This is a genomic window from Parvularcula dongshanensis, assembly GCF_014199615.1.
Lineage (GTDB): Bacteria > Pseudomonadota > Alphaproteobacteria > Caulobacterales > Parvularculaceae > Parvularcula > Parvularcula dongshanensis.
The window spans coordinates 548,664-569,095 of record NZ_JACHOB010000001.1 but is presented as its reverse complement, the minus strand read 5'-3'; the positions used below and the strand labels follow the sequence as shown (position 1 = coordinate 569,095).

General features: G+C 66.3%; 15 protein-coding genes and 2 pseudogenes. 14 read left to right on the top strand and 3 right to left on the bottom strand.

Features of this window, described 5'->3' with window-relative positions; genetic code table 11:
* Nucleotides 1-148 precede the first annotated feature (148 nt).
* The 7 genes from GGQ59_RS02650 (at nt 149) to GGQ59_RS02620 (ending at nt 7,102) form a co-directional block, all read left to right on the top strand.
* Nucleotides 149-391, top strand: a complete 243-nt coding sequence (locus tag GGQ59_RS02650; RefSeq protein ID WP_183815564.1) for a DUF6489 family protein — start codon at nt 149-151, stop codon at nt 389-391.
* A 9-nt stretch (nt 392-400) separates the two neighbouring features.
* Nucleotides 401-1,702 carry a tRNA uridine-5-carboxymethylaminomethyl(34) synthesis GTPase MnmE gene (mnmE, locus tag GGQ59_RS02645; protein ID WP_183815563.1) on the top strand — a complete coding sequence of 434 codons (1,302 nt, stop codon included), beginning with the start codon at nt 401-403 and terminating at the stop codon, nt 1,700-1,702.
* A gap of 93 nt (nt 1,703-1,795) precedes the next feature.
* The gene (mnmG, locus tag GGQ59_RS02640; RefSeq protein WP_183815562.1) at nt 1,796-3,673 is read left to right on the top strand and encodes a tRNA uridine-5-carboxymethylaminomethyl(34) synthesis enzyme MnmG; all 1,878 of its coding nucleotides are present in this window, start codon (nt 1,796-1,798) and stop codon (nt 3,671-3,673) included.
* The gene (rsmG, locus tag GGQ59_RS02635; RefSeq protein ID WP_183815561.1) at nt 3,670-4,299 is read left to right on the top strand and encodes a 16S rRNA (guanine(527)-N(7))-methyltransferase RsmG; all 630 of its coding nucleotides are present in this window, start codon (nt 3,670-3,672) and stop codon (nt 4,297-4,299) included. Before mnmG ends, rsmG begins: the two co-directional genes overlap by 4 nt.
* Nucleotides 4,290-5,114, top strand: a complete 825-nt coding sequence (locus GGQ59_RS02630; protein ID WP_425511346.1) for a ParA family protein — start codon at nt 4,290-4,292, stop codon at nt 5,112-5,114. Before rsmG ends, GGQ59_RS02630 begins: the two co-directional genes overlap by 10 nt.
* Complete coding sequence (locus tag GGQ59_RS02625; RefSeq protein WP_183815558.1) at nt 5,114-6,013, top strand: ParB/RepB/Spo0J family partition protein; 900 nt, start codon at nt 5,114-5,116, stop codon at nt 6,011-6,013. The genes GGQ59_RS02630 and GGQ59_RS02625 overlap by 1 nt, the downstream gene beginning before the upstream one ends.
* Nucleotides 6,014-6,058: 45 nt before the next feature.
* Nucleotides 6,059-7,102, top strand: coding sequence for a threonine aldolase family protein (locus GGQ59_RS02620; RefSeq protein WP_183815556.1), 1,044 nt, complete (start codon nt 6,059-6,061; stop codon nt 7,100-7,102).
* Here GGQ59_RS02620 and GGQ59_RS02615 read toward each other — a convergent pair.
* Both GGQ59_RS02615 and hemH read right to left on the bottom strand, forming a co-directional pair.
* Nucleotides 7,090-8,007 carry a histone deacetylase family protein gene (locus GGQ59_RS02615; RefSeq protein ID WP_183815554.1) on the bottom strand — a complete coding sequence of 306 codons (918 nt, stop codon included), beginning with the start codon at nt 8,005-8,007 and terminating at the stop codon, nt 7,090-7,092. The two genes, GGQ59_RS02620 and GGQ59_RS02615, sit on opposite strands and share 13 nt — an antisense overlap.
* Nucleotides 7,986-9,050, bottom strand: a complete 1,065-nt coding sequence (gene hemH, locus GGQ59_RS02610; protein WP_246408238.1) for a ferrochelatase — start codon at nt 9,048-9,050, stop codon at nt 7,986-7,988. Before hemH ends, GGQ59_RS02615 begins: the two co-directional genes overlap by 22 nt.
* 84 nt (nt 9,051-9,134) lie before the next feature.
* On the opposite strand from hemH, the gene GGQ59_RS02605 reads away from it, so the two are divergent.
* The 7 genes and pseudogenes from GGQ59_RS02605 (at nt 9,135) to GGQ59_RS02580 (ending at nt 17,570) form a co-directional block, all read left to right on the top strand.
* On the top strand, nt 9,135-9,683 hold the full coding sequence (locus GGQ59_RS02605; RefSeq protein ID WP_183815552.1) for a CC0125/CC1285 family lipoprotein: 549 nt from the start codon (nt 9,135-9,137) through the stop codon (nt 9,681-9,683).
* Between the two features lie 60 nt (nt 9,684-9,743).
* A complete protein-coding gene (locus tag GGQ59_RS02600; protein ID WP_183815550.1) occupies nt 9,744-11,879 on the top strand; it encodes a prolyl oligopeptidase family serine peptidase in 2,136 nt (711 codons plus the stop codon).
* A 484-nt stretch (nt 11,880-12,363) separates the two neighbouring features.
* A pseudogene (leuS, locus tag GGQ59_RS02595) lies at nt 12,364-14,262 on the top strand (leucine--tRNA ligase); the annotation flags it as partial.
* A 132-nt stretch (nt 14,263-14,394) separates the two neighbouring features.
* Nucleotides 14,395-15,132: pseudogene (locus tag GGQ59_RS15330) on the top strand (class I tRNA ligase family protein); the annotation flags it as partial.
* Nucleotides 15,129-15,764, top strand: coding sequence for an LPS assembly lipoprotein LptE (gene lptE, locus GGQ59_RS02590; protein WP_183815546.1), 636 nt, complete (start codon nt 15,129-15,131; stop codon nt 15,762-15,764). The pseudogene GGQ59_RS15330 and the gene lptE, both read left to right, overlap by 4 nt.
* Nucleotides 15,761-16,813 carry a DNA polymerase III subunit delta gene (gene holA / locus GGQ59_RS02585; protein WP_183815544.1) on the top strand — a complete coding sequence of 351 codons (1,053 nt, stop codon included), beginning with the start codon at nt 15,761-15,763 and terminating at the stop codon, nt 16,811-16,813. The genes lptE and holA overlap by 4 nt, the downstream gene beginning before the upstream one ends.
* Before the next feature lie 79 nt (nt 16,814-16,892).
* Nucleotides 16,893-17,570 (top strand): hypothetical protein, encoded by a 678-nt coding sequence (locus GGQ59_RS02580; RefSeq protein WP_183815542.1) that lies wholly within the window; start codon nt 16,893-16,895, stop codon nt 17,568-17,570.
* Nucleotides 17,571-17,591: 21 nt separating this feature from the next.
* Here the strand turns inward: GGQ59_RS02580 and GGQ59_RS02575 are convergent, their stop codons facing one another.
* Nucleotides 17,592-20,360 carry a M16 family metallopeptidase gene (locus GGQ59_RS02575; protein ID WP_183815540.1) on the bottom strand — a complete coding sequence of 923 codons (2,769 nt, stop codon included), beginning with the start codon at nt 20,358-20,360 and terminating at the stop codon, nt 17,592-17,594.
* Between the last annotated feature and the right edge of the window lie 72 nt (nt 20,361-20,432).

The following is a 20,432-nucleotide window of genomic DNA, read 5'->3' as shown; positions in this document are numbered from 1 at the left end:
GGGGAGGCGGCGCGGTCACTACACCCGAAACAAAGAAGGAAGAGGACGGTAACGGCAGCGGTAGTCGGACGGTTCATAATCTTGCGCCTTTGAGCCGCGATCATTAGTTCCTGCCCCTGCCTGACTTCGTCCCGGATCGGAAGCTGTTATGAAGATCACCTTGAACGTGGACTGCACGCCGGAAGAGGCGAGGGCGTTTCTTGGTCTTCCGGATTTGAGCGGTGTCAACGCCGTCCTCGTCTCCGAGCTGGAGCGGCGTACGCGGGAGAACGTCGATACGTTGGCAGACCCGAAGGCGTTTTGGGACAAGGCGTTGAGTGCAGGGGTGGGAAGCATGGATGCCTTCGCGACTCTCTTCGCACGGGCTTCCAAGACGTCTGGGCAGGACTGATCGGTTCACGTGAGCCACAGGACGACGATATTCGCGCGCTCCTCCGGGGGCGGCCGGGCAGGCGTTGCCCTGTTCCGGATCAGCGGGCCGTCGGCCGGAGAGGTGCTGGACCGGTTTTGCGGCGGCCGTGGTGAGCCGCGTCAGGCAAGGCTCGTCTCGGTACGGCTGGACGACGGCAGTTTGCTGGATCAGGGCCTCGCGATTTGGTTTCCGTCGCCGGCGAGTTTCACGGGCGAAGACGTCGTCGAGCTTCACCTTCATGGATCGCCTGCCGTCGAAAGGCGGCTGTTCGAAGCCCTGACCGAGGCGGGACTCGTGGCTGCGGCGGCAGGGGAGTTCACCTTGCGCGCGTTCGAAGCCGGTAAGCTCGACCTCGCCCAAGCGGAGGGTCTGGCCGACCTCCTCGAGGCGGAGACGGAGGCGCAACGGCGTCAAGCTTTGGGTCAGTTGGGAGGACGCCTGTCAAAGCAGGCGAACGACTGGCGGGCGGAACTCATCAAGGCGCTAGCCTTCTTGGAGGCCGCAATCGACTTTCCGGACGAAGAGGACATCCCCCAGGAAATCGCTGAGAGGGCGATGCCGACTCTCGAGAATGTCCTCGATGCTATGCAGAGAGCCGTGGCTGCCTCGAGCGCCGGTCGGGCGATCAGGGAGGGGACGACGGTTGCTATAACTGGCCCCCCCAATGTTGGGAAGTCGAGCATACTCAATCGGCTAGCGGGTGAAGACCGCGCGATCGTATCCGAGCGCGCAGGAACGACGCGTGACGTCGTGGCCGTCCGATTGTCGATCGCCGATCGTTTGGTGACGCTGCTCGACACGGCCGGTATCCACGAGACGGAAGACGAGATCGAGCAGATCGGGATAGCACGGGCCAAGACGGCCGCCAACCAAGCGGATCTGCGTATCGTCGTAGCCGACGCGACGAACCCTAGCCTGGCTCGTATCACACAAGCTCCGATGACCCTCTTCGTTGCGAACAAGATCGACGGAAGGAAAGAACGTCTTCCTGAAGGTTGGGTCGGCGTCTCCGCGACGACGGGCGCGGGCTGGGCACAGTTCGAGCACTGTCTGGAAGCGTTGCTGCAAGGCGAAGGCGGAGCGTCCGTTTTGACCCGTGATCGCCACGTCGAACTCGTTCGCGGGGCGGTGGCCGTTCTTGAGCGTTGCGTTGCGCATGCTCATGTCGAGCCAGAGATCTTGGCGAACGAAGTTTCCCGAACGCTTAGACGACTCGATGAACTCGTTGGGTTGGTCACGCCCGACGAGGTGTTGGGGGAGATATTCTCTTCCTTTTGCATCGGGAAGTAGTGTTTCACGTGAAACAGGGCGTCGCTGTCGCTGCTTGTTCCACGTGAAACACCTGTAGCTTGCACCCCGACGACGTTTTCGCGAGAAGCCTGTATGTCGAACGTAGACGTTATCGTAATCGGCGGCGGCCATGCCGGAACCGAAGCCGCCGCGGCCTCTGCCCGCGTCGGTGCAAACACCCTGCTCATCACCCATCGCATATCTGCTTTGGGCGAGATGTCGTGCAACCCCGCAATTGGTGGGATTGGCAAGGGGCACCTCGTTCGCGAAATCGATGCACTGGACGGTTTGATGGCGAGGGTCATCGACCAGGCCGGCATTCAATTCCGTATGCTCAACCAGTCAAAAGGGCCTGCGGTGCGGGGTCCCAGGGCACAGGCGGACCGCAAACTCTACAGGGCGGCGATGCAGCGCGAGATCGCCTCGATCGAAGGTCTCACCACCATTGAAGCGGAAGTAGTCGATCTTCAGATGCTGAACGGCCGTTGCCAGGGCGTAGTTCTTGCCGACGGCACGACAGTCCAGGCAGAGTGCGTCGTTCTGACTGCTGGTACGTTCCTGCGCGGAATGATTCATCGCGGCGATGAACGGGTACCTGCGGGCCGGGTCGGCGATAAGCCAGCGAACGCCTTAGGGGATGCCTTGGATAGGCTCTCGCTTCCTCTCGGTCGCCTGAAGACAGGCACCCCGGCCCGTCTAGATGGCAACACGATCGCTTGGGACCGAATAGAGAAGCAAGCTGCCGACGATCAGCTCGTTCCTTTCTCCTTCCTGACCCGCGAAATAGCGGTCCCGCAGGTTTCATGTGGAATAACGTACACCAGCGGTACGACCCACAAGATCATTTCGGAAAATCTCGCTCGTTCGGCCGTTTATGGCGGTGCGATCACGGGCCGCGGGCCCCGCTATTGCCCGTCGATCGAAGACAAGGTCGTACGCTTCGCGGACAAGACCGCGCACCAAGTCTTCCTGGAACCCGAGGGCCTCGATAGTCCGGTCGTGTACCCGAACGGCATCTCGACCTCTCTACCGGCTGACGTGCAGGACAGCTTCATCCGAACGATATCGGGCCTCGAGTGGGTCAAGATCGTTCAGTACGGATACGCGATCGAGTACGATTATATCGATCCGAGAGCCTTGGCGCGTACGCTTGAGGTCCGGTCCGCGCCGGGTCTCTATCTCGCAGGGCAGATCAACGGAACGACGGGCTATGAGGAAGCGGCCGGGCAGGGGCTTCTTGCCGGTACAAATGCTGCCCTCTCGGCCCTCGGTCGAGAAGCGTTCACCCTGGGTCGACACGAAGCCTACCTAGGGGTGATGATCGATGATCTCGTGACGCAGGGCGTAACGGAACCCTATCGGATGTTCACATCGAGGGCCGAGTACCGTCTGTCCCTCCGCGCTGATAATGCCGACCAACGGCTGTCACCCTTGGGGGCGGAGATTGGCTTGCTTTCGAAGGAACGCCTTCAAGCGTTTCACGTGAAACAAGATAAGATCGCCGACGCCCGTGCCTGGGCAACGCGAACCAATCTCACCCCGCAGGAAGCGGTCGAAGCCGGTATTCAGGTCAATCAGGACGGCCGCCGCCGCAACATTCTGGATCTGCTGGGACTTCCCGGTCAATCGGTCTCTCAACTCTCCCGTATGTGGCCCGAATTAAACGACCTCGACCCGAACATCCGTACGCTCCTTGAAGCGGACGCTCTTTATGCTGGCTACTTAGACCGCCAGGAGGAAGAGATAGCAGACGTCGCCCGAAACGAAGGGTTGGCCATCCCTGCCGAGTTCGACTTCAATGCCGTCTCCGGCCTCTCGAACGAGGTGAGAAATCGTCTCGTCGCTACGCGCCCTGAAACGCTTGGTCAAGCACGCCGGATGGAGGGCATGACACCTTCGGCCCTCGCCATCCTCCTGATTGCTCTAAGAAAGAAGGATGCCCACCGCCGCAGTGCGAGCAGTGCGGCATGATCGCGGATCATGTCAGCGGGCAACCTTTCCCCGACCTTTCGGACCAAGAGCGCAGCCTACTAAGCCGCTTCGATGAATTACTTGTCGAGACGACGGCGCATACGAACCTCATCGCGAACTCCACGATCGCGGATCGCTTTTCACGGCACTATTCGGATTCCTTGCAGCTGCTCCCCCTCATTCCGGACGATGCCCGGACTCTTCTCGACATTGGTTCGGGCGGCGGTCTTCCTGGCATTCCGCTAGCGATCGTCGCTTCTGCCCGACGGCCCGACCTCCAGCTCACGCTTTGCGAAAGCATAGGAAAGAAGGCCAACTTCCTCCGCACAGCCATCGGTGAGCTCGGTCTCACCAATGTCAGCGTCGAGAACCGGCGAGCGGAGAGCATCGAACGGCGTTTCGACGTCGTCAGCGCTCGCGCAGTTGCCTCGCTGACGAAGCTACTCCCTATCGTCCGCAGGCGACTGACGAAGGGGGGATTGGCTATCTTGCCGAAAGGCCAACGCGCGGAACTAGAGCTCGAGGAAGCCAAGAAGGAGTGGCGGATGAACGTCGAACGTGTCACAAGCCATACCGATCCGAACGCCACGATCTTCCTCATCCGAAACCTCGAGTTGTGCCGTTGAGAAACACAGATTCCTCCGTTTCGGGGCCTGGCCGTGACCCACGGATCCTCGCCATCGCCAACCAGAAGGGCGGCGTCGGGAAGACGACGACGGCGATAAACCTCGGCACGGCACTGGCCGCTGTCGGCGAACAGGTTCTCATCATCGACCTCGATCCCCAGGGCAATGCGTCGACCGGACTCGGCGTACCGCCTAGCCAGCGGACGGGGACGACCTACGACGTGCTTCAAGAAGAAGTCGCGCTGACGGACATCGAACATCCGACGGCGGTGCCCCGCCTGATGGTGGCCCCGGCAGGCGTCGAACTCGCAGGTGCCGAGATCGAACTGCTCGAAGAGCCGAACCGGCACTACAAGCTCCGAGACGCGATCGACGCCTACAAGCGAGCTCGGCCTGACCTGACTTATGTGATGATCGACTGTCCGCCATCGCTCGGTCTCCTGACGGTCAACGCCATGGCCGCCGCCGATGCGATGATCGTTCCCTTGCAGTGCGAATTCTTCGCGCTCGAAGGCTTGGGTCAGATCATGCGGACGATCACGACGGTCAAGGAGAGGATCAACGAGAAGCTCGAGCTGCAGGGCGTCATTCTCACCATGTACGACAAGCGGAACAATCTCAGCCGAGAGGTCGAGGCAAACGTGCGGGAACACCTCGGCGAGAAGGTCTACAAGACGGCCATACCGCGCAATGTCCGTATCTCGGAGGCGCCGTCGCACGGCAAGCCGGCGCTTCTCTACGATCTCAAATGCGTCGGAAGCCAAGCCTATGTCCGCTTGGCGTCGGAAGTAATTCAACGCGAAAGGGCGCGGTGATGGCGAAGAAGGGACTGGGCAGGGGCCTCGAGGCCATACTCGGCGATACGCAGGCACTGCGCAGCGGGGACGAAGGGCAGGGGCCGAGCGTCGCGATGATCCCGATCGCCGAACTGTCCGCCGACCCCGATCAGCCGCGCAAACGTTTCGACGACACCGAACTCTCGTCGCTCTCGGACTCGATCAAACGACAGGGCATCCTCCAGCCCATCCTCGTCCAACCCAAACGCAACGGGGCCTACATCATCATCGCTGGTGAACGTCGCTGGCGGGCCGCCCAGCGAGCGGGGATCCACGAGGTTCCCGTTCTCATCCGCGAAGGCACGGCGGACAGCGCGGCGGAACTCGCGCTCATCGAGAACATCCAGCGGGTCGACCTCAACCCGATCGAAGAAGCCGACGCCTACGCACGAATGCGCGACGCCTTCGGCCGAAAGCCGCAAGAGATCGCCGATGCGGTCGGTAAGAGCCGAAGTCACGTCGCCAACATGATGCGCCTGACTTCCCTTCCGGACTCCGTCCGCAGCATGGTCACCGACGGCAGGTTGAGCATGGGCCATGCCCGAGCGCTCCTGTCCGCGAAGGAGCCCGAGAAGCTGGCGGCCCGTGTCGTCAAGAAGGACCTCTCGGTTCGCGAGACGGAGCGACTGGCCGCAGGGCGCGACGCGAGTGCGACCGCCGAGAAGGAATCGGCCCCGACGGCGGGCAAGAAGCCGCGGGCCTCTTCGGGTTCCAAAGACGCCGATACCAAGGCGCTCGAGCGCGACCTCGAAGCCGCCCTCGGCCTGACCGTCGCTATCGATCACCAGGGCAAGGCGGGCGGCGAGATCAGGATCGACTACGAAACGCTCGATCAGTTGGACGACATCTGCTCGCGCCTGATGCGGACCTACATCTAATCGATCCTTACCCTGAGTTTCTGTACGCGTAGCCGAGGCCCCGGAATGCTCTTCACCTCCGACAACTGGGCGCCGGTTCACCCGGCGGTCATGGCGGCCTTGTCGTCCGCCAACCAGGGCAGCGTACCGGCTTATGGCAACGACGACGCGACGGAGGCCGCGACCCGCGCGCTTTCCGAGGTCTTCGAACGCGAGGTGACCGTCGCTTACGTGACCACCGGTTCGGCGGCGAACGGGCTCGCGCTCGCCTGCCTGACACCGCCCTGGGGCGCGGTCCTCGCGCACGAGCACGCCCACGTCCACATCGACGAGTGCGGAGCGCCCGAGTTCTATACAGGCGGCGCGAAGGTCCTGACGGTTCCGGGCCCCACGGGGAAGATGACGCCGGACGCCCTCGAGGCGGCCTTGTCCGTCTACGACCCGCCGCAATACCACCGGGTCAGGCCCGCCGTCCTCAACCTCACCCAGGCGACCGAGTGGGGAAGCGTCTACTCGCCGGACGAGGTCTCGGCGTTATCCGGCGTCGCGCGACGGTACGGCCTCAAGGTGCACATGGACGGTGCGCGTTTCGCGGGCGCGGTGGCGAGCGGCGCGGGAAGCCCCGCCGACCTCACCTGGCGCGCCGGTGTGGACGTCCTCTGCCTAGGGGGCACAAAGAACGGCTGCATGGCGGCCGAGGCCGTCATCTTCTTCGGCGATGAGGGGGCGGATCAGTTGCCGTGGCGGCAGAAGCGCGCGGGCCTCTCCTGGTCGAAGCACCGCTTCTTATCCGTTCAGTGGTCCGCCTATCTGAAAGACGGCCTCTGGCTCGACCTCGCCGGGCAGGCCAACCGAATGGCCAAGCGGGCGGCGGTCAGCTTGAAGGATCATCCCGAAGTCCGCCTGATCGAGGAGCCGACGATCAACGAGGTCTTCGTCACCATGCCCGATGCGCTCGCCGATCGGTTGCGAGCCGCGGGCGTCCGCTTCTACGACTGGGTGCAGCCCGGCGACCGGTACGACCGCAAGGCCCGCCGCTTCGTGACGAGCTACGTCACGGAGGACGCGGATATCGACGCGCTCGGAAGCGTCCTCGATCAGAACCGGTAGACTTCGGACGCGACGCGGTAGGTGTTGGCGTAAGCGCGGACGCTGTCCTCGATCGGCACCGCGTAGCCCCCGCCGATCGCCATGGAGCAGGGAATGCCCCGCCGCCAGCACCCCTCGAGGACCAGGCGGTCCCGCCGTGCGAGGCCATCGAAGCTGACGTTCAGCCTGCCAAGCTTGTCGGAGGCGAGCGGATCCACGCCGGCCTGATAGAGCACCATGTCCGGCCTGAACGACCAGACCTCGTCCAAGCGCGCCTCGACGGCGCGAAGGTACGCTTCGTCCTCGAGGCCGTCAGCGAGCGGAACGTTCACCGTCGCGGGAACCTTGCGGAAGGGGAAGTTCTTCTCGCCATAGACGTCGAGGATGAAGACCGCCGCTTCCTCGCCGAGGATAGAGGCGTTGCCGTCGCCTTGATGCACGTCGAGGTCGACGATCGCGATCCGGTCCACGGCCTCTTCGGCGAGAAGGGCAAGAGCGGTCGCGGCCTGATCGTTGTAGATGCAGAACCCTGCGCCGAAGCCGCGATGGGCGTGATGCGTGCCGCCGGCCATCTGCCCGGACAGACCGTGGGCCAGCGCCGCCCGCGCCGCGGCGAGCTGCCCGCCTACCGTGCGGCGTCCCCGCCGCGCGATCTGCTCGGACCACGGAAACCCGATCCGGCGCATCGCGCGAGCGTCGATGCTGCCGTCTTCCAAGGCGTCGACGTAAGCCGCGTCGTGCGCGCGCAGTACGTCCTCGCGCTCGGCGAGGGGAGAGAAGGCGACCTGCTCCTCGCGCAGAACGCCCTCACGGAGGAGCGCCCGCCGCAACATGCCGTACTTCTGCCCGGGAAAGCGGTGCCCGTCGGGCAGCTTCAGGTCGAAGTCGTCCGAGGCGAAGAAGATCACGGCGCGGCGGGAATCCAACCGGAAAGCTCCCGCCGGACGAGGTCCGTCAGCGCTTCGAGGAAGGCCTCGTCCGTGTTCAGGCAGGGAACGACCGAGAGGTGCTCGCCCCCGGCCTCATGATAGGTCTCCGCGAGGCCGATCCCGATCTCCTCAAGCGTCTCGACGCAGTCCGAGACGAAGGCGGGCGCCATCACCGCGATGCGCTTCTTGCCCTCCTCGGCGGCCTTGACGACCAGGCTTTCCGTGCTCGGCTCGAGCCACTTCTCGGGGCCGAACTTGGATTGGAAGGCGACGGGCGCGAAGTCCGGGTCCCACCCCATCGCCTCTCGCAGCAAGCGCGAAGTCTTCTGGCAGTGGCAGTGATAGGGGTCACCCGCCGCGAAGTAGCGCTGCGGCAGGCCGTGATAGGACAGGATGACCCTCTCGACCTCCGGGCCGACATGACGTCTCGCGCTCTCGGCCAGCGCGTCGATGTAGGCGGCCTCGTCGTGAAAGGGCGGCAGGGTACGGATCGATGGCTGCCAGGGAAGGGTGGCCAAGTGCGCGAAGGCCGCGTCCACCACGGTCGCGGTCGTCGTCGCGGAGTACTGGGGGTAGAGCGGGACCAGGAGGATGCGATCGCATCCCTGCGACTGAAGCTCGGACAGCTTCGCGGCGATGCCGGGCACGCCGTATCGCATGGCCCAGTCGACGATGACGCCCTCCGCCTCCAGCCGCCCGCGGACGCCGTTCGCCTGCTCGCGCGTGTAGGTGCGAAGCGGGCTCTCGTCCGCCTCGTGGTTCCAGATCTTGGCGTAGGCCTCGCCCGACTTCTTCGGCCTCGTACGAAGGATGATCCCCTCGAGGACCGGCAGCCACAAAGCGCGCGGATAGTCGACGACCCGGCGGTCCGACAGGAACTCGCGCAGGTAACGGCGGACCGATGCCGCGTCGGTGCCTTCGGGCGTACCGAGGTTGACGAGCAGCACGCCGACCTTGCCTTGCGCGATCCGGGGGTGGTTCTCGGGAAGGCGGGCGGGGGGCAGGGGGGCCGAACGGCCTTGCGTCATACTTCGTAACATTATGATTTCGCTAACTGACTAGGGAATGCGGCGAACACGGGGCGCTCCTGCTATATATAGCTAGACAGAACGGAGAGGACCGAGATGATCAAGACCACAGGACAGAAAGCCGCGCTGATCGCGGCCGGACTGCTGACGCTCGCGGGCTGCGCGACCTCCACCCCCTACACCTCCGCCGAGGGCAGCCGCTCGGGCTACGGCTTCACCGACCAGAAGATCGAAGACGACCGCTACCGCATCACCTTCCGCGGCAACTCGCTGACGGGGCGCGACACGGTCGAGAACTACCTTCTCTACCGTGCGGCGGAGCTGACGCTCCAGAACGGCTACGACTACTTCGTCGTGGTCAAGGACGACACCGAGAAGCAGACCAACTACACCTCGGTCGGCACGGGTGCTTACGGGCCGGGCGCGTACAGCTATTACGGCTTCGGGCGGCCCTTCCCCTATTACGGTTTCGGCTACCCCTGGGGTCCGTCGAACGACTTCGACCTGCGCGAGCGCAACCGCTACACGGCCATCGCCTATGTGAAGTTCGGCCGCGGCGAGAAGCCCGCTGACACCATCGCGGCTTACGACGCGGCTCAGGTCGAGGCGAACCTCGCGCCTGTCGTCCAGGTCGCCGAGCGCTGAGCTTGGCAGGCCGCGCATTGCGCCTTTAGGCTCTTCGCGAACCATGCGAGGGGCCTTCGAATGAAACGAAACACGCTGAGGGCGGCGCTCCTGACCGGAGGTGCCGCCCTTTCCTTGTCCGCCATCGGCGCGGGCGAGGCTCAGACGAGCGAGGACTCCGTGACGAACGAGACGACGCAAGAGACGACTTCCGACGACCCCTACCTCTGGCTCGAAGAGGTCGAAGGCGAACGCGCCCTCGACTGGGTGCGCGGACAGAACGACCGCAGCCTCGAAGAGCTGCAGTCGAGCCCCTTCTACCAGCCCATGCTGGACGAGGCCGCGGCGATCCTGACCTCCGAGGAACGCATCCCCGCCGCCGCGCTGCGCGGGAACTACGCCTATAACTTCTGGCAGGACCAGGCGCATGTTCGCGGCCTGTGGCGCCGCATGCCGACCGAGGCTTACGTCGCGGGGGCCGGGGACTGGGACGTTATCCTGGACGTCGACAAGCTGTCCGAGGACGAGGGCGAGAACTGGGTCTACAAGGGTACGGACTGCCTCGCGCCCGATTACGACCGTTGCCTCCTCACCCTCTCCCGCGGCGGCTCGGACGCGGCAGTGCGGCGCGAGTTCGACGTGAAGAGCCGCAGCTTCGTGCAGGACGGCTTCACGCTCGAAGAGGCGAAGGCGTCCACGGCTTGGCTCGACGCCGACACGCTCCTCGTCGGCACCAGCACGGACGGCGCGACCGAGTCCGGCTACCCGGTGAAGACCCGCCTTTGGAAGCGCGGCACGCCCATCGCCGACGCGCCGGTCGTCTTCGAGGGCGAGAGCACTGATGTCGGCGTCTGGCCCTTCTCGATCTACGACCACGAGCGCGGCGAGCACCTGGGCGGCATCGTCCGGGCGGTGACGTTCTACGATTCCGAGCACCACCTGCGAGGGCCGGACGGCCGCTTCGTGAAGCTTCCCTTCCCCTCCAAGGTCGACCTCGCGGGGTACCTCGACGGCCAGATCATCGTCAGCCTGAACGAGCCCTGGTCCCATGACGGCCAGGACTTCCCCCTCGGCGCGGTCGTCGCCTACGACCCGGCCGCAGAGACGGCAGAGCTCGTCTTCTCGCCGTCGAAGACGCAGGCTGTCCAGGGCGTCTCCTCCGGCCCGGGCCGGATCTACGTCTCGCTCCTCGACGACATCAACGGCCGTGTGCTGAGCTTCACGCCGGGCGAGGACGGCTGGACCCAAGGCGCCGTCGACCTGCCGCCCAAGGGCGTCGCGGACGTCGTCTCGGTCGACGAGGCGACGGGCGAGATGCTCCTCATGCACGAGGACCCGGTCACGCCGGAGACGCTCTACTACAAGCCCGCGAAGGGCGACCCCGACGCGATCAAGACGAGTCCCGCCTTCTACGATGCCGGCGGCGTCTCGATCCGTCAGTACAAGGCGACGAGCAAGGACGGCACGCAGGTTCCCTACACCGTCATCGCGAAGGACGACGTCCTGGAGGGCGGCCCCGCGCCGACGATCCAGTACGGCTATGGCGGCTTCCAGGTGCCGATCCTGCCGGGCTACTCCGGCACGCAAGGCAAGCTCTGGATCGAGCGCGGCGGCGTCTACGTCATCGCCAACATCAGGGGCGGGGGCGAGTACGGTCCCGCCTGGCACCAGGCCGGCCTCAAGGGCGAGCGCCAGCGGATCTACGACGACTTCTACGCCGTCTCCGAGGACCTGATCGAAAGAGGCATCACCACGCCGAAGCAGCTCGGCATCCTCGGCGGCTCGAACGGGGGCCTCCTCATGGGCGTCTCGATGACCCAGCGGCCGGACCTCTACGGCGCGATCGGCATCGGCGTGCCGCTCCTCGACATGCTGCGCTACGACAAGCTCCTGGCGGGGGCTTCCTGGGTCGGCGAGTACGGCGATCCGGACGACCCCGAGGAGCGCGCCTTCCTCGAGACGATCTCGCCCTATCAGAACCTCGAGGAAGACAAGGACTATCCGCGTCCGTTCTTCTTCACCTCGACCAAGGACGACCGGGTCCACCCCGGCCACGCCCGCAAGATGGCGAGGAAGATGCAGGCCAACGGCCAGCCCTTCTTGTACTACGAGAACATCGAGGGCGGTCACGGCGCGGCGGCGAACCTCGACCAGACGGCGAAGCGCCTCGCGCTGCAATACGCCTACTTCGCCGAGGCCCTGGGGTTGGAACGGTAAGAACCGCCACGCTCACCTCCCCGTAGGGCGGTCGCGCTTCGCGCGGCCGCGTGCCGCGACCGCCCTACGACTTATCCCCGCCCTTGCCGCCCGGGGCATGCTGCCTTCGTCGCGGCAGGGCCGGGGCGGGGCGGACAGCTGACGTCTCCCTTGCCTGCCGCTGCGGGACCACGTGCTGAGGCGTCTGGTAGATGGAGTGCTACCCACGTCCTCAGGCCAGACACGCGCCGGGCGAGCTGAAGAACGGCCCCGGCGGATCGCCTCGAGGGAGGTGGAGGGTTCCGTACCGCGCGTCAGGCTACGGTGTGGGACCCTTCACGCCGCAGCAAACCTTACTCAACCCTTCGCTGCGGCGAGCCGCGCGCGGGACACCCCGGACCTTCTCATACCGCACTCGGGGCGGACGCTTGCCCCTGCGCGCCTCCTGGCTTGCCTCGCCCTCACGCTTTCGCAACAAGGCCGGGACCGTTCCTGAAGGCCCGAAATGGCGAAGTACGACCCCAAACCCATCGAAGAGAAGTGGCAGGCGCGCTGGCGCGAGGCGGAGAGCTTCGCGACGCCGAAGGACCCGAAGAACCCCTACTACGTGCTCGAGATGTTTCCCTACCCCTCGGGGCGCATCCACATCGGCCACGTCCGCAACTACGCCATGGGCGACGTGGTCGCGCGGACCAAGAGGGCGCAAGGCTACGACGTCCTCCACCCCATGGGCTGGGACGCCTTCGGCCTGCCGGCCGAGAACGCGGCGATGCAGACGGGCGGGCACCCGCGCGACTGGACCTATGGCAACATCGAGGTGATGCGCGGCCAGCTCCAGCGCATGGGCCTGGCGCTCGACTGGTCCCGCGAGTTCGCGACCTGCGACGAGGCCTATTACGGCCAGCAGCAGCGGCTCTTCCTCGACTTTCTCTCGCGCGGCTTCGTCGAGCGCAAAGAGTCGATGGTGAACTGGGACCCGGTCGACCACACGGTGCTCGCGAACGAGCAGGTGATCGACGGCAAGGGCTGGCGCTCGGGCGCCCCGGTCGAGCGGCGCGTGCTCTCCCAATGGTTCTTCAAGATCACCGACCGGGCGGAGGACCTCCTCGCCGCGCTCGACGACGGGCGGCTCGCAGGCTGGCCCGAGCACGTGCGCCAGATGCAGCGCAACTGGATCGGCAAGTCCAAGGGCCTGAAGATGGCCTTCCCCCTGACCGCGCAGGCGGGCGCCCTGCCGGAGGGAACGCGCGACCTGCCGATCTACACGACCAGGCCGGACACGCTCTACGGCGCGAGCTTCCTGGGCGTCGCGCCGGACCATCCGCTCGCGAAGCACTTCGCGCATGACGACCCCGGCCTCGCCCAGTTCCTGACCGAGTGCCAGGCGGCGGGCACGTCGGAGGAGGCGATCGAGAAGGCGGAGAAGCGCGGCTACCGCCTGCCGGTCACCGGGCGGCATCCGTTCACGGACGAAGAGCTGCCGGTCTACGTCGCGAACTTCATCCTGATGACCTACGGCACGGGCGCGATCTTCGCCTGCCCGGCACACGACCAGCGCGACCTCGACTTCGCGCGCAAGTACGATCTTCCCGTGAAGCCCGTCGTCTGCCCGCCGGACGCGGACCCCGCGACGTTCGAGGTCGGGGACGAGGCGTTCACGGACCCCGGCACGATCATCAACTCAGACTTCCTGGACGGCCTGCCGGTCGAGGAGGCGCTGCCCGCAGCCATCGCCAAGATCGAGGAGATGGGCTGGGGCGAGGGGACCACGAACTATCGTCTGCGCGACTGGGGCGTTTCTCGTCAGCGCTACTGGGGCTGCCCGATCCCGGTCATCCACTGCGACGCCTGCGGCGCGGTGCCGGTGCCGCAGGACCAGCTGCCTGTCACCCTGCCGGACGTGCCGGCGGAGGAGTTCAAGAAGACGGGCAATCCGCTGGACCGCGACGTCTGCAAGGACTGGCGCGAGGTGCCGTGCCTGTCCTGTTCCGGCCCCGCCCGGCGCGAGACCGACACGATGGACACCTTCGTCGATTCGTCCTGGTACTACGCTCGCTTCGCGTCTCAGCCCGAAGGCGCGCCGGTCGCGAAGGCCGAGGCCGACGCCTGGCTGCCCGTGAACCAGTACATCGGCGGCATCGAGCACGCGATCCTGCACCTCCTCTACGCCCGCTACTTCATGCGGAACATGAAGGATTGCGGGTATACGGATCGGGATGAACCGTTCGAGAACCTGTTCACGCAGGGGATGGTGACGCATGAGACTTATCGAGACCACCTATTCCAATATGTCAGTCCTGATGATGTCGAATTTATCAAGTGGGACGGATCTGAGCCATCGGACGGCGAGCTTCGCCGTATGTGGGACAACGCCAAGCGCGTGAGTAACCCTGTGATATTGAATAGAGAAGAGCACCAACTTTCGGACGACCCTGATTTCTTCCGCGGCGTTATTGACGTCGCTAAGCGTGAAGGTCGGGCAGGGATTAGACTGTTCACGCCAGGAAGCGGAAAGCGCGAACCCATTCGCGAGTTTGTTCGTATCTTGCCCATCGAAAAGATGTCCAAGTCCAAGAAGAACGTCGTCTCGCCCGACGCCATCGCGGACCGGTACGGTGCGGACGCCGCGCGGTTCTTCATGCTGTCGGACTCCCCGCCCGAGCGGGACGTCGAGTGGACCGAGAGCGGGGTCGAGGGCGCTTCGCGCTTCGTGAACCGAGTCTACGATCTGTGCGCGGCGCATGAAGGCGTGCTCGCCGGGGCGGGGACGCCTGAGGGCACGTCGGACCTTCGCCGCGCGACCCACGGTACGGTCCAGGGCGTCACCGACGACATCGCTGCCTTCCGCTTCAACAAGGCCATCGCGCGGCTCTACGAGTTCCTAGGTTCCCTGAAGGGTCTGAAGGACGCCCCCGCGCCGGAGACCGCAGAGGCGCTCTCCGCGCTCGCGCGCCTCGTCGCGCCCTTCTGCCCGCACCTCGCCGAGGAGTGCTGGTCGGCCTTGGGCGGCCAGGGCCTCGTCTGCGATGCGCCCTGGCCCATCGCCGAGCCTTCGCTCCTCCAAGCCGACACCGTCACCGTGCCCGTCCAGGTCGGCGGCAAGAAGCGCGGCGAGGTCACGGTCGCGGCCGACGCCGACCGCGAGACGGTCGAGGCCGCGGCGCTCGCAGAGCCAGCGGTCGTGCGCTTCCTCGAGGGCAAGGAGGTCCGAAAGGTGATCGCCGTGCCGAACAAGCCTTCGGGCTGGCGCATCGTGAACGTGGTGGCGGGATGAGGCGCGCAGCGATCGCCGCGCTCGCAGGCCTCGCGCTCCTCGTCGAGGGCTGCGGCTTCACGCCCCTCTACGCGACGGGCGGGCGCTCCGGCATCGCGTCGGACATGCGCGAGGTGACGGTGACGGGCGTGCAGGGGCCGCCCGACGCCGCCTACTACGTCCAGGGCGCGCTGCGCGACGTGCTGCCGGGCGACGCGCCGAGCCAGCGCTACCGCCTCGCCATCGCGCTGCGCGACCAGCGCCGGGCGGTCGCGGTGACAGAGGCGGCGGACACCACGCGCTACGACTACGTCCTCAACGCCAGCTACACGCTGCAGGACACGCAGACCGGCGACCGGCGTAGAAGCTCGCTTCAGACCATCGTCTCCTACGGCGTCGTCGATTCTCAGTACGCCTCGCTCGTAGGGCGCGAGGACGCCGTGCGGCGCGCGGCGCTCGACCTCGCGCGAAGGCTCGAGACCGACGTCGCGCTCTACCTCAAGGACCGCGCACCCGAAGGCTCCAGCGTTCCCCTCCCGCCCGTCATCGACGACGAACCGCTCGATACGCTTCACGAGGAGGACGACGTCCTGGACGATGACGGCGGCCCCGTGGACGCCCCGGCGGGCGAAGGGGCGATCGGCAGGCCGTGACCGCGATCGCGCCCCGCGACGTCAAGGCGTTCCTCCAGAAGCGCCACGAGGAGAAGCCGGTCGTCCTCGTCTACGGTCCCGACCAGGGCCTGGTGCGCGAACGCGCGGCGATGATCGGGCGCCAAGTCGTCGCCGACCCGAACGATCCCTGGGCCGCGACCGAGTTCGCCGAGAGCGACCTGTCCGAACCCGGACGGCTCGCCGACGAGGCGCAGGCGCTCAGCTTCGGCGGCGGCGACCGCCTCGTCCGGGTCAGGGGCGGCGGCGAGCCGGTGACGAAGGCCGTGACCCTCCTCCTGAACGGGATCGAGGCAGACAGCGTCAAACCCGCCTCCGTCGTCGTGATCGAGGCGGGCGACCTCAAGAAGACCTCTGGCCTGAGGAAGGCCTGCGAGAAGAGCAAACGGGCGGCGGTCATCGCCTGCTACGCGGACGACGCCCGCGACGTCGTCCAGACGGTCAAGGACGCCCTCGCCCAAGAAGACCTGACGATCACGGATGAAGCCTTGATGGCCTTCGTGGGGCGCCTGGGCGACGACCGCGGCGTCACCCGCTCCGAGATCGAGAAGCTGATCCTCTACGCAGGACCGAAGAGCGTGCGGGCCGGCCCGGCGCAGATCGGCATGGAGGAGGTCGCGGCCTGCCGCGCCGACGACACGCAGGATGCGACCTTCGAAGTGTGGGAACGCGCGGCGGTCGGCGACGCCAAGGGCCTGTCCGAGGCGCTCCATCGCGCGGAGGGGGCAGGGGCGAGCCTCCTGGGCATCCTGCGCATCGCGCAGGGAAAGCTTCTCCGCCTCCTCGCTGCCGCGCGGCTGGTGGAGAACGGACAGCCCCCGGCCGCGGCGATGAAGGCCCTCCGCCCGCCCGTCTTCTACGGCGAGCAGCGCGCCTTCGGAGAGCAGCTCAAGCGCTGGGACGTGCGCAGGCTCGAGGCGGCGGCCGAGGCGCTTCTCGAGGCCGACCTCGCCGCGAAGCGCACCGGCGCGCCGCAAAAGGAGGTCGTCGAACGGGCGCTTTTGAGGATCGCGGCGCAGGCGCGGCGGTAGTGCGCGGCGCGCTTGCGCGGCGGAACGCCCTAGCCTTACCCTTCCGCCCGGGGGCCTTTCGGGAGAGGAGGCCGGAGAGATGAAGCGTAATCTGAAGATCTTGGCCCTAACGGGTCTGCTCGGCATGCTGCCACCGGCCGCCGGGGCTGCCGTCATCGTCGACGCGGCCGGCGAAGTCACCGGCACGTCGGGCAGCGGTGATGCCGCGAGCGGTTTCAAGGACGACTTCCTGCCCGGCGACGCCGTCTCGTTCGCGTTCGGCCTTGCGGACGTGCCGGACCTTCCAGACCTGCCCTTCGCCGCGGCGAACGACCTGTTCGAGGCGAACATCGGCATCGCCGGGACGGGCGGCAACGGCAGCATCCTGCTCCAGGCCTGCTGCGGATCGTTCACCGATGCGGACCCGACCGACGGCGCGATCACCCTGTCGGGCGGCGTCGGCGGGTTCACCGTATCGCCGAGCATCGCGGGCGGTTTGGGTACGGATTCGGGCGACGGATTCTCGCTGACCTTCTCGGTCAGCGGCGACGACGTGCCCGCTGCGTCCTTCACGACGATCGGCGACTTCATCGCCTTCCTGAACGCGGACAGCCTCGTGTTCGAAGGCTTCGCCGGGCTCGGCTTCACCGACTTCGAGACGGACGAAGCCTTCACGCAGTTCGTGGAGTTTCAAGGCGCGGCGAACCCCGTACCGCTGCCCAGCGCGTTCGCGCTGTTCGGTACGGGGTTCTTGATCCTTCGGCCGCGTGGGCGGTGAGGGGGCTTTCGCCCCCTCTCGTCAGTCGGCGGCTTCGCCCGTGACGCTTCTGACTTCGACGGGGCCGAGGTCCAGCCCTTCGAGCTGGTCCTTCATCGCGTCGTAATCGCCGACGATGACCCAGGTCAGGCTGTCAGGGTCGATCACGGACTGCGCCGCGGCTTCGAGGTCGGCCGTCTTGAGCGTGTTGTAGCGCTCGGCCTCGCCCGCGTCGTAGTCGAGCGGCCGTCCGAGGACGGCGTTGCCCATCATTGAGAAGAGGACGGACTGCGCCGTTTCGAAACGGCCCGGCAAGGCGCCGACCACGCCCGCGACGGTCTGGTCGAGCTCGGCCTGCGTCGGCGGCTGGTCCCCGACGACGTTCTTCATCTCGGTGACGAGCTCCTTCACGCTGTCGCCGGTCCTGTCGATCTGCACCGGCGCGTAGAGGTAGAAGAGGCGGCTGCCGACCGCGTCGGACGCGCCCGACCGCACGCCGTAGGACCAGCCCTTGTCCTCGCGCAGGTTCATGTTGATCCGGCTGAGGAAGTTCCCGCCGAAGGCGTCGTTCATCGCTTCGAGCGCGGTGTCGGTCTCGCCGCCCGACGGGTCGATGGGACGGCCCGCCAGGATCAGGGCTTGTTGCGTCTCGGGCTTGTCGACGACGATGAGGCGCGGCGTCTGCCCCTCGGGCAACGTGCCGAGGTCCTTCTCCGCCGCCTCGCCCTGGCCGCGGAAGTCGCCGAAGGCCCGTTCGAGCTCCGGCATGATCTCGTCGAGGGTCGTATCCCCCGTAACGTAGATCGTCGCGTCCTCAGGGCGCAGCCACGCGTTCTTCCATGCGATCAGGTCGTCACGGGTGATGGACTGGACCGCCTGGACCTCTTCTTCAGCCGTCGGCACGTCGCCATAGGCGTGGTCCGCGCCGAACACGGCGTTCGAGAGGGCGCGGAAGCCGAGCGCCTGCACGTCGGCGCGTTCCTGGCGCAAATCGTCGATCGTCTGCTTGCGCAGCTTCTCGATCTCCTCGGGCGGGAAGCTCGGGTTCTTCACGAGGTCCGCCAGCAGGGCGAGCGAGGGGCGCAGGTTCACCTTGAGGGCCGAGAGGTAAGCCTTGCTGTCGTCCTTCGAGTTGTAGACCGCGATGTCGGCGCCGAGCGCCTCGGCCTCCGACGCGATCTCCTGCGCGGTGCGGTCTTCGGTCCCCTCGTCCATCAGGTTCACGGCCATGGAGGCGAGGCCGGGGATCGGGTCCTTGCCGCCGAGGCCGACGTTCGAGGTCGCGGAGCCCGCGTCGAACTGTACGGCGAGCTCGACCACCGGCACGGTCGGCCGCGGGGCGACGATGACCTTGATGCCGTTTTGAAGCTGCGCTTCCTGGACATCGGGGAAGCTGACCTCCGCCCCGTCGTCGAGCGCGGGCAGCTCGCTGCGGTCCACGCCCTCGGCGCTGGCCGTGTAGTCGGGGAAGGGCAGGACCTGCAGCTCGTAGTAGCCGTTCGTCAGGTAGCGCGAGGCGGCCTGCTGCACCGATTTCGGCGTCGCGGCCTGTAGGAGGTCTAGGTTCTCCTTCGTGTAGTAGTCGGGGTCGTTCAGGAACAACGTGCCCCGGGCCAGGTTCGACGCCTTGCCCGCGACCGCTTCGAGGCCCCGCAGCTCCGAGGCCAGGTAGATCGTCTTGGTGCGGTCGAGCTCATCCCGCGTCGGACCCTTGCGAAGGAAGTTCGCGATCTCCTCGTCGAGGACCTGGTTGATCTTCGGGATGTCCTCTTCGGTCTTGGCGTCGATGATGAAGAAGATCTCGCCCGACAGGATGTCCTCGGAGTAGAAGGCCGAGGCGGAGTTCGCGATCTGGAGGTCGTCGACGAGGCGTCGGTAGAGCCGGGAGGTCTTGCCGCCCCCCATGGCCCGCGCCATCGCGTCGAGGAGCGGGCTGTCCGCCGAGCCCGTGGGGGGCGCAACGTAGGTCCGGTAGATGCGCGGCTGGGCCACACGGTCCTGCATCACGCCGTACTTGTTCGTATCGAGGGGCACGGAGTTCACGGACGGCTTCAGGAGCGGCGGGCCGGAGGGAATGTCGCCGAAGTACTTCTCGACGAGGGGCCGGGCCTCGTCCGGCGAGATGTCGCCCGCGAGCACGAGGACCGCGTTCGCCGCGCCGTAGTACTGCTTGAACCACTCCTTCACGTCGTCGAGCGAGGCGGCGTCGAGGTCCGCCATCGAGCCGATGGTCGAGTGGTGGTAGGGGTGCCCGACGGGGTAGAGGTTCTCGTAGATGTCGGTCCAGATGCGCCGGCCGAAGGGTCGGTCCTCGCCGAGGCGCTTCTCGTTCTGGACGACGCCGATCTGGTTATCGAGCTTCTCCTGCGTCACCGCGCCGAGGAGGTGGCCCATCCGGTCCGATTCGAGGAACAGGATCCTGTCGAGCGCGCCCCTGGGCACGGTCTCGTAGTAGTTCGTCCGGTCCGTGTTGGTCGTGCCGTTGTACTGGGTCGCACCCATGTCCTTGAGCGCGACGAAGAAGTCCTGATCGAAGTTCTCCGAGCCGTTGAACATCAGGTGTTCGAAGAGGTGGGCGAAGCCGGTCTTGCCTTCGGGCTCGTCTTTGGAGCCGACGCCGTACATGACCTGAACGGCTACCACCGGCGCCTTGCGGTCCTCGTGCACGACCACCCGCAGCCCGTTGTCGAGCGTGAACTGCTCGAAGGGCAGCTCGACCTCGATCTCGCCGGACTGCGCGAGGGCAGGGACGGCGGAGAAGGTGAGCGCCGAGGTCCCGAGGAGGGCGGCGGCGAGGAGGGCCTTGGTCATACGGTGGAAATCCCTGCTTTATCGATCCTCGGTAAGGTGCAGGGCAGAAGGGTCCCCGGTCAACGGGACGTG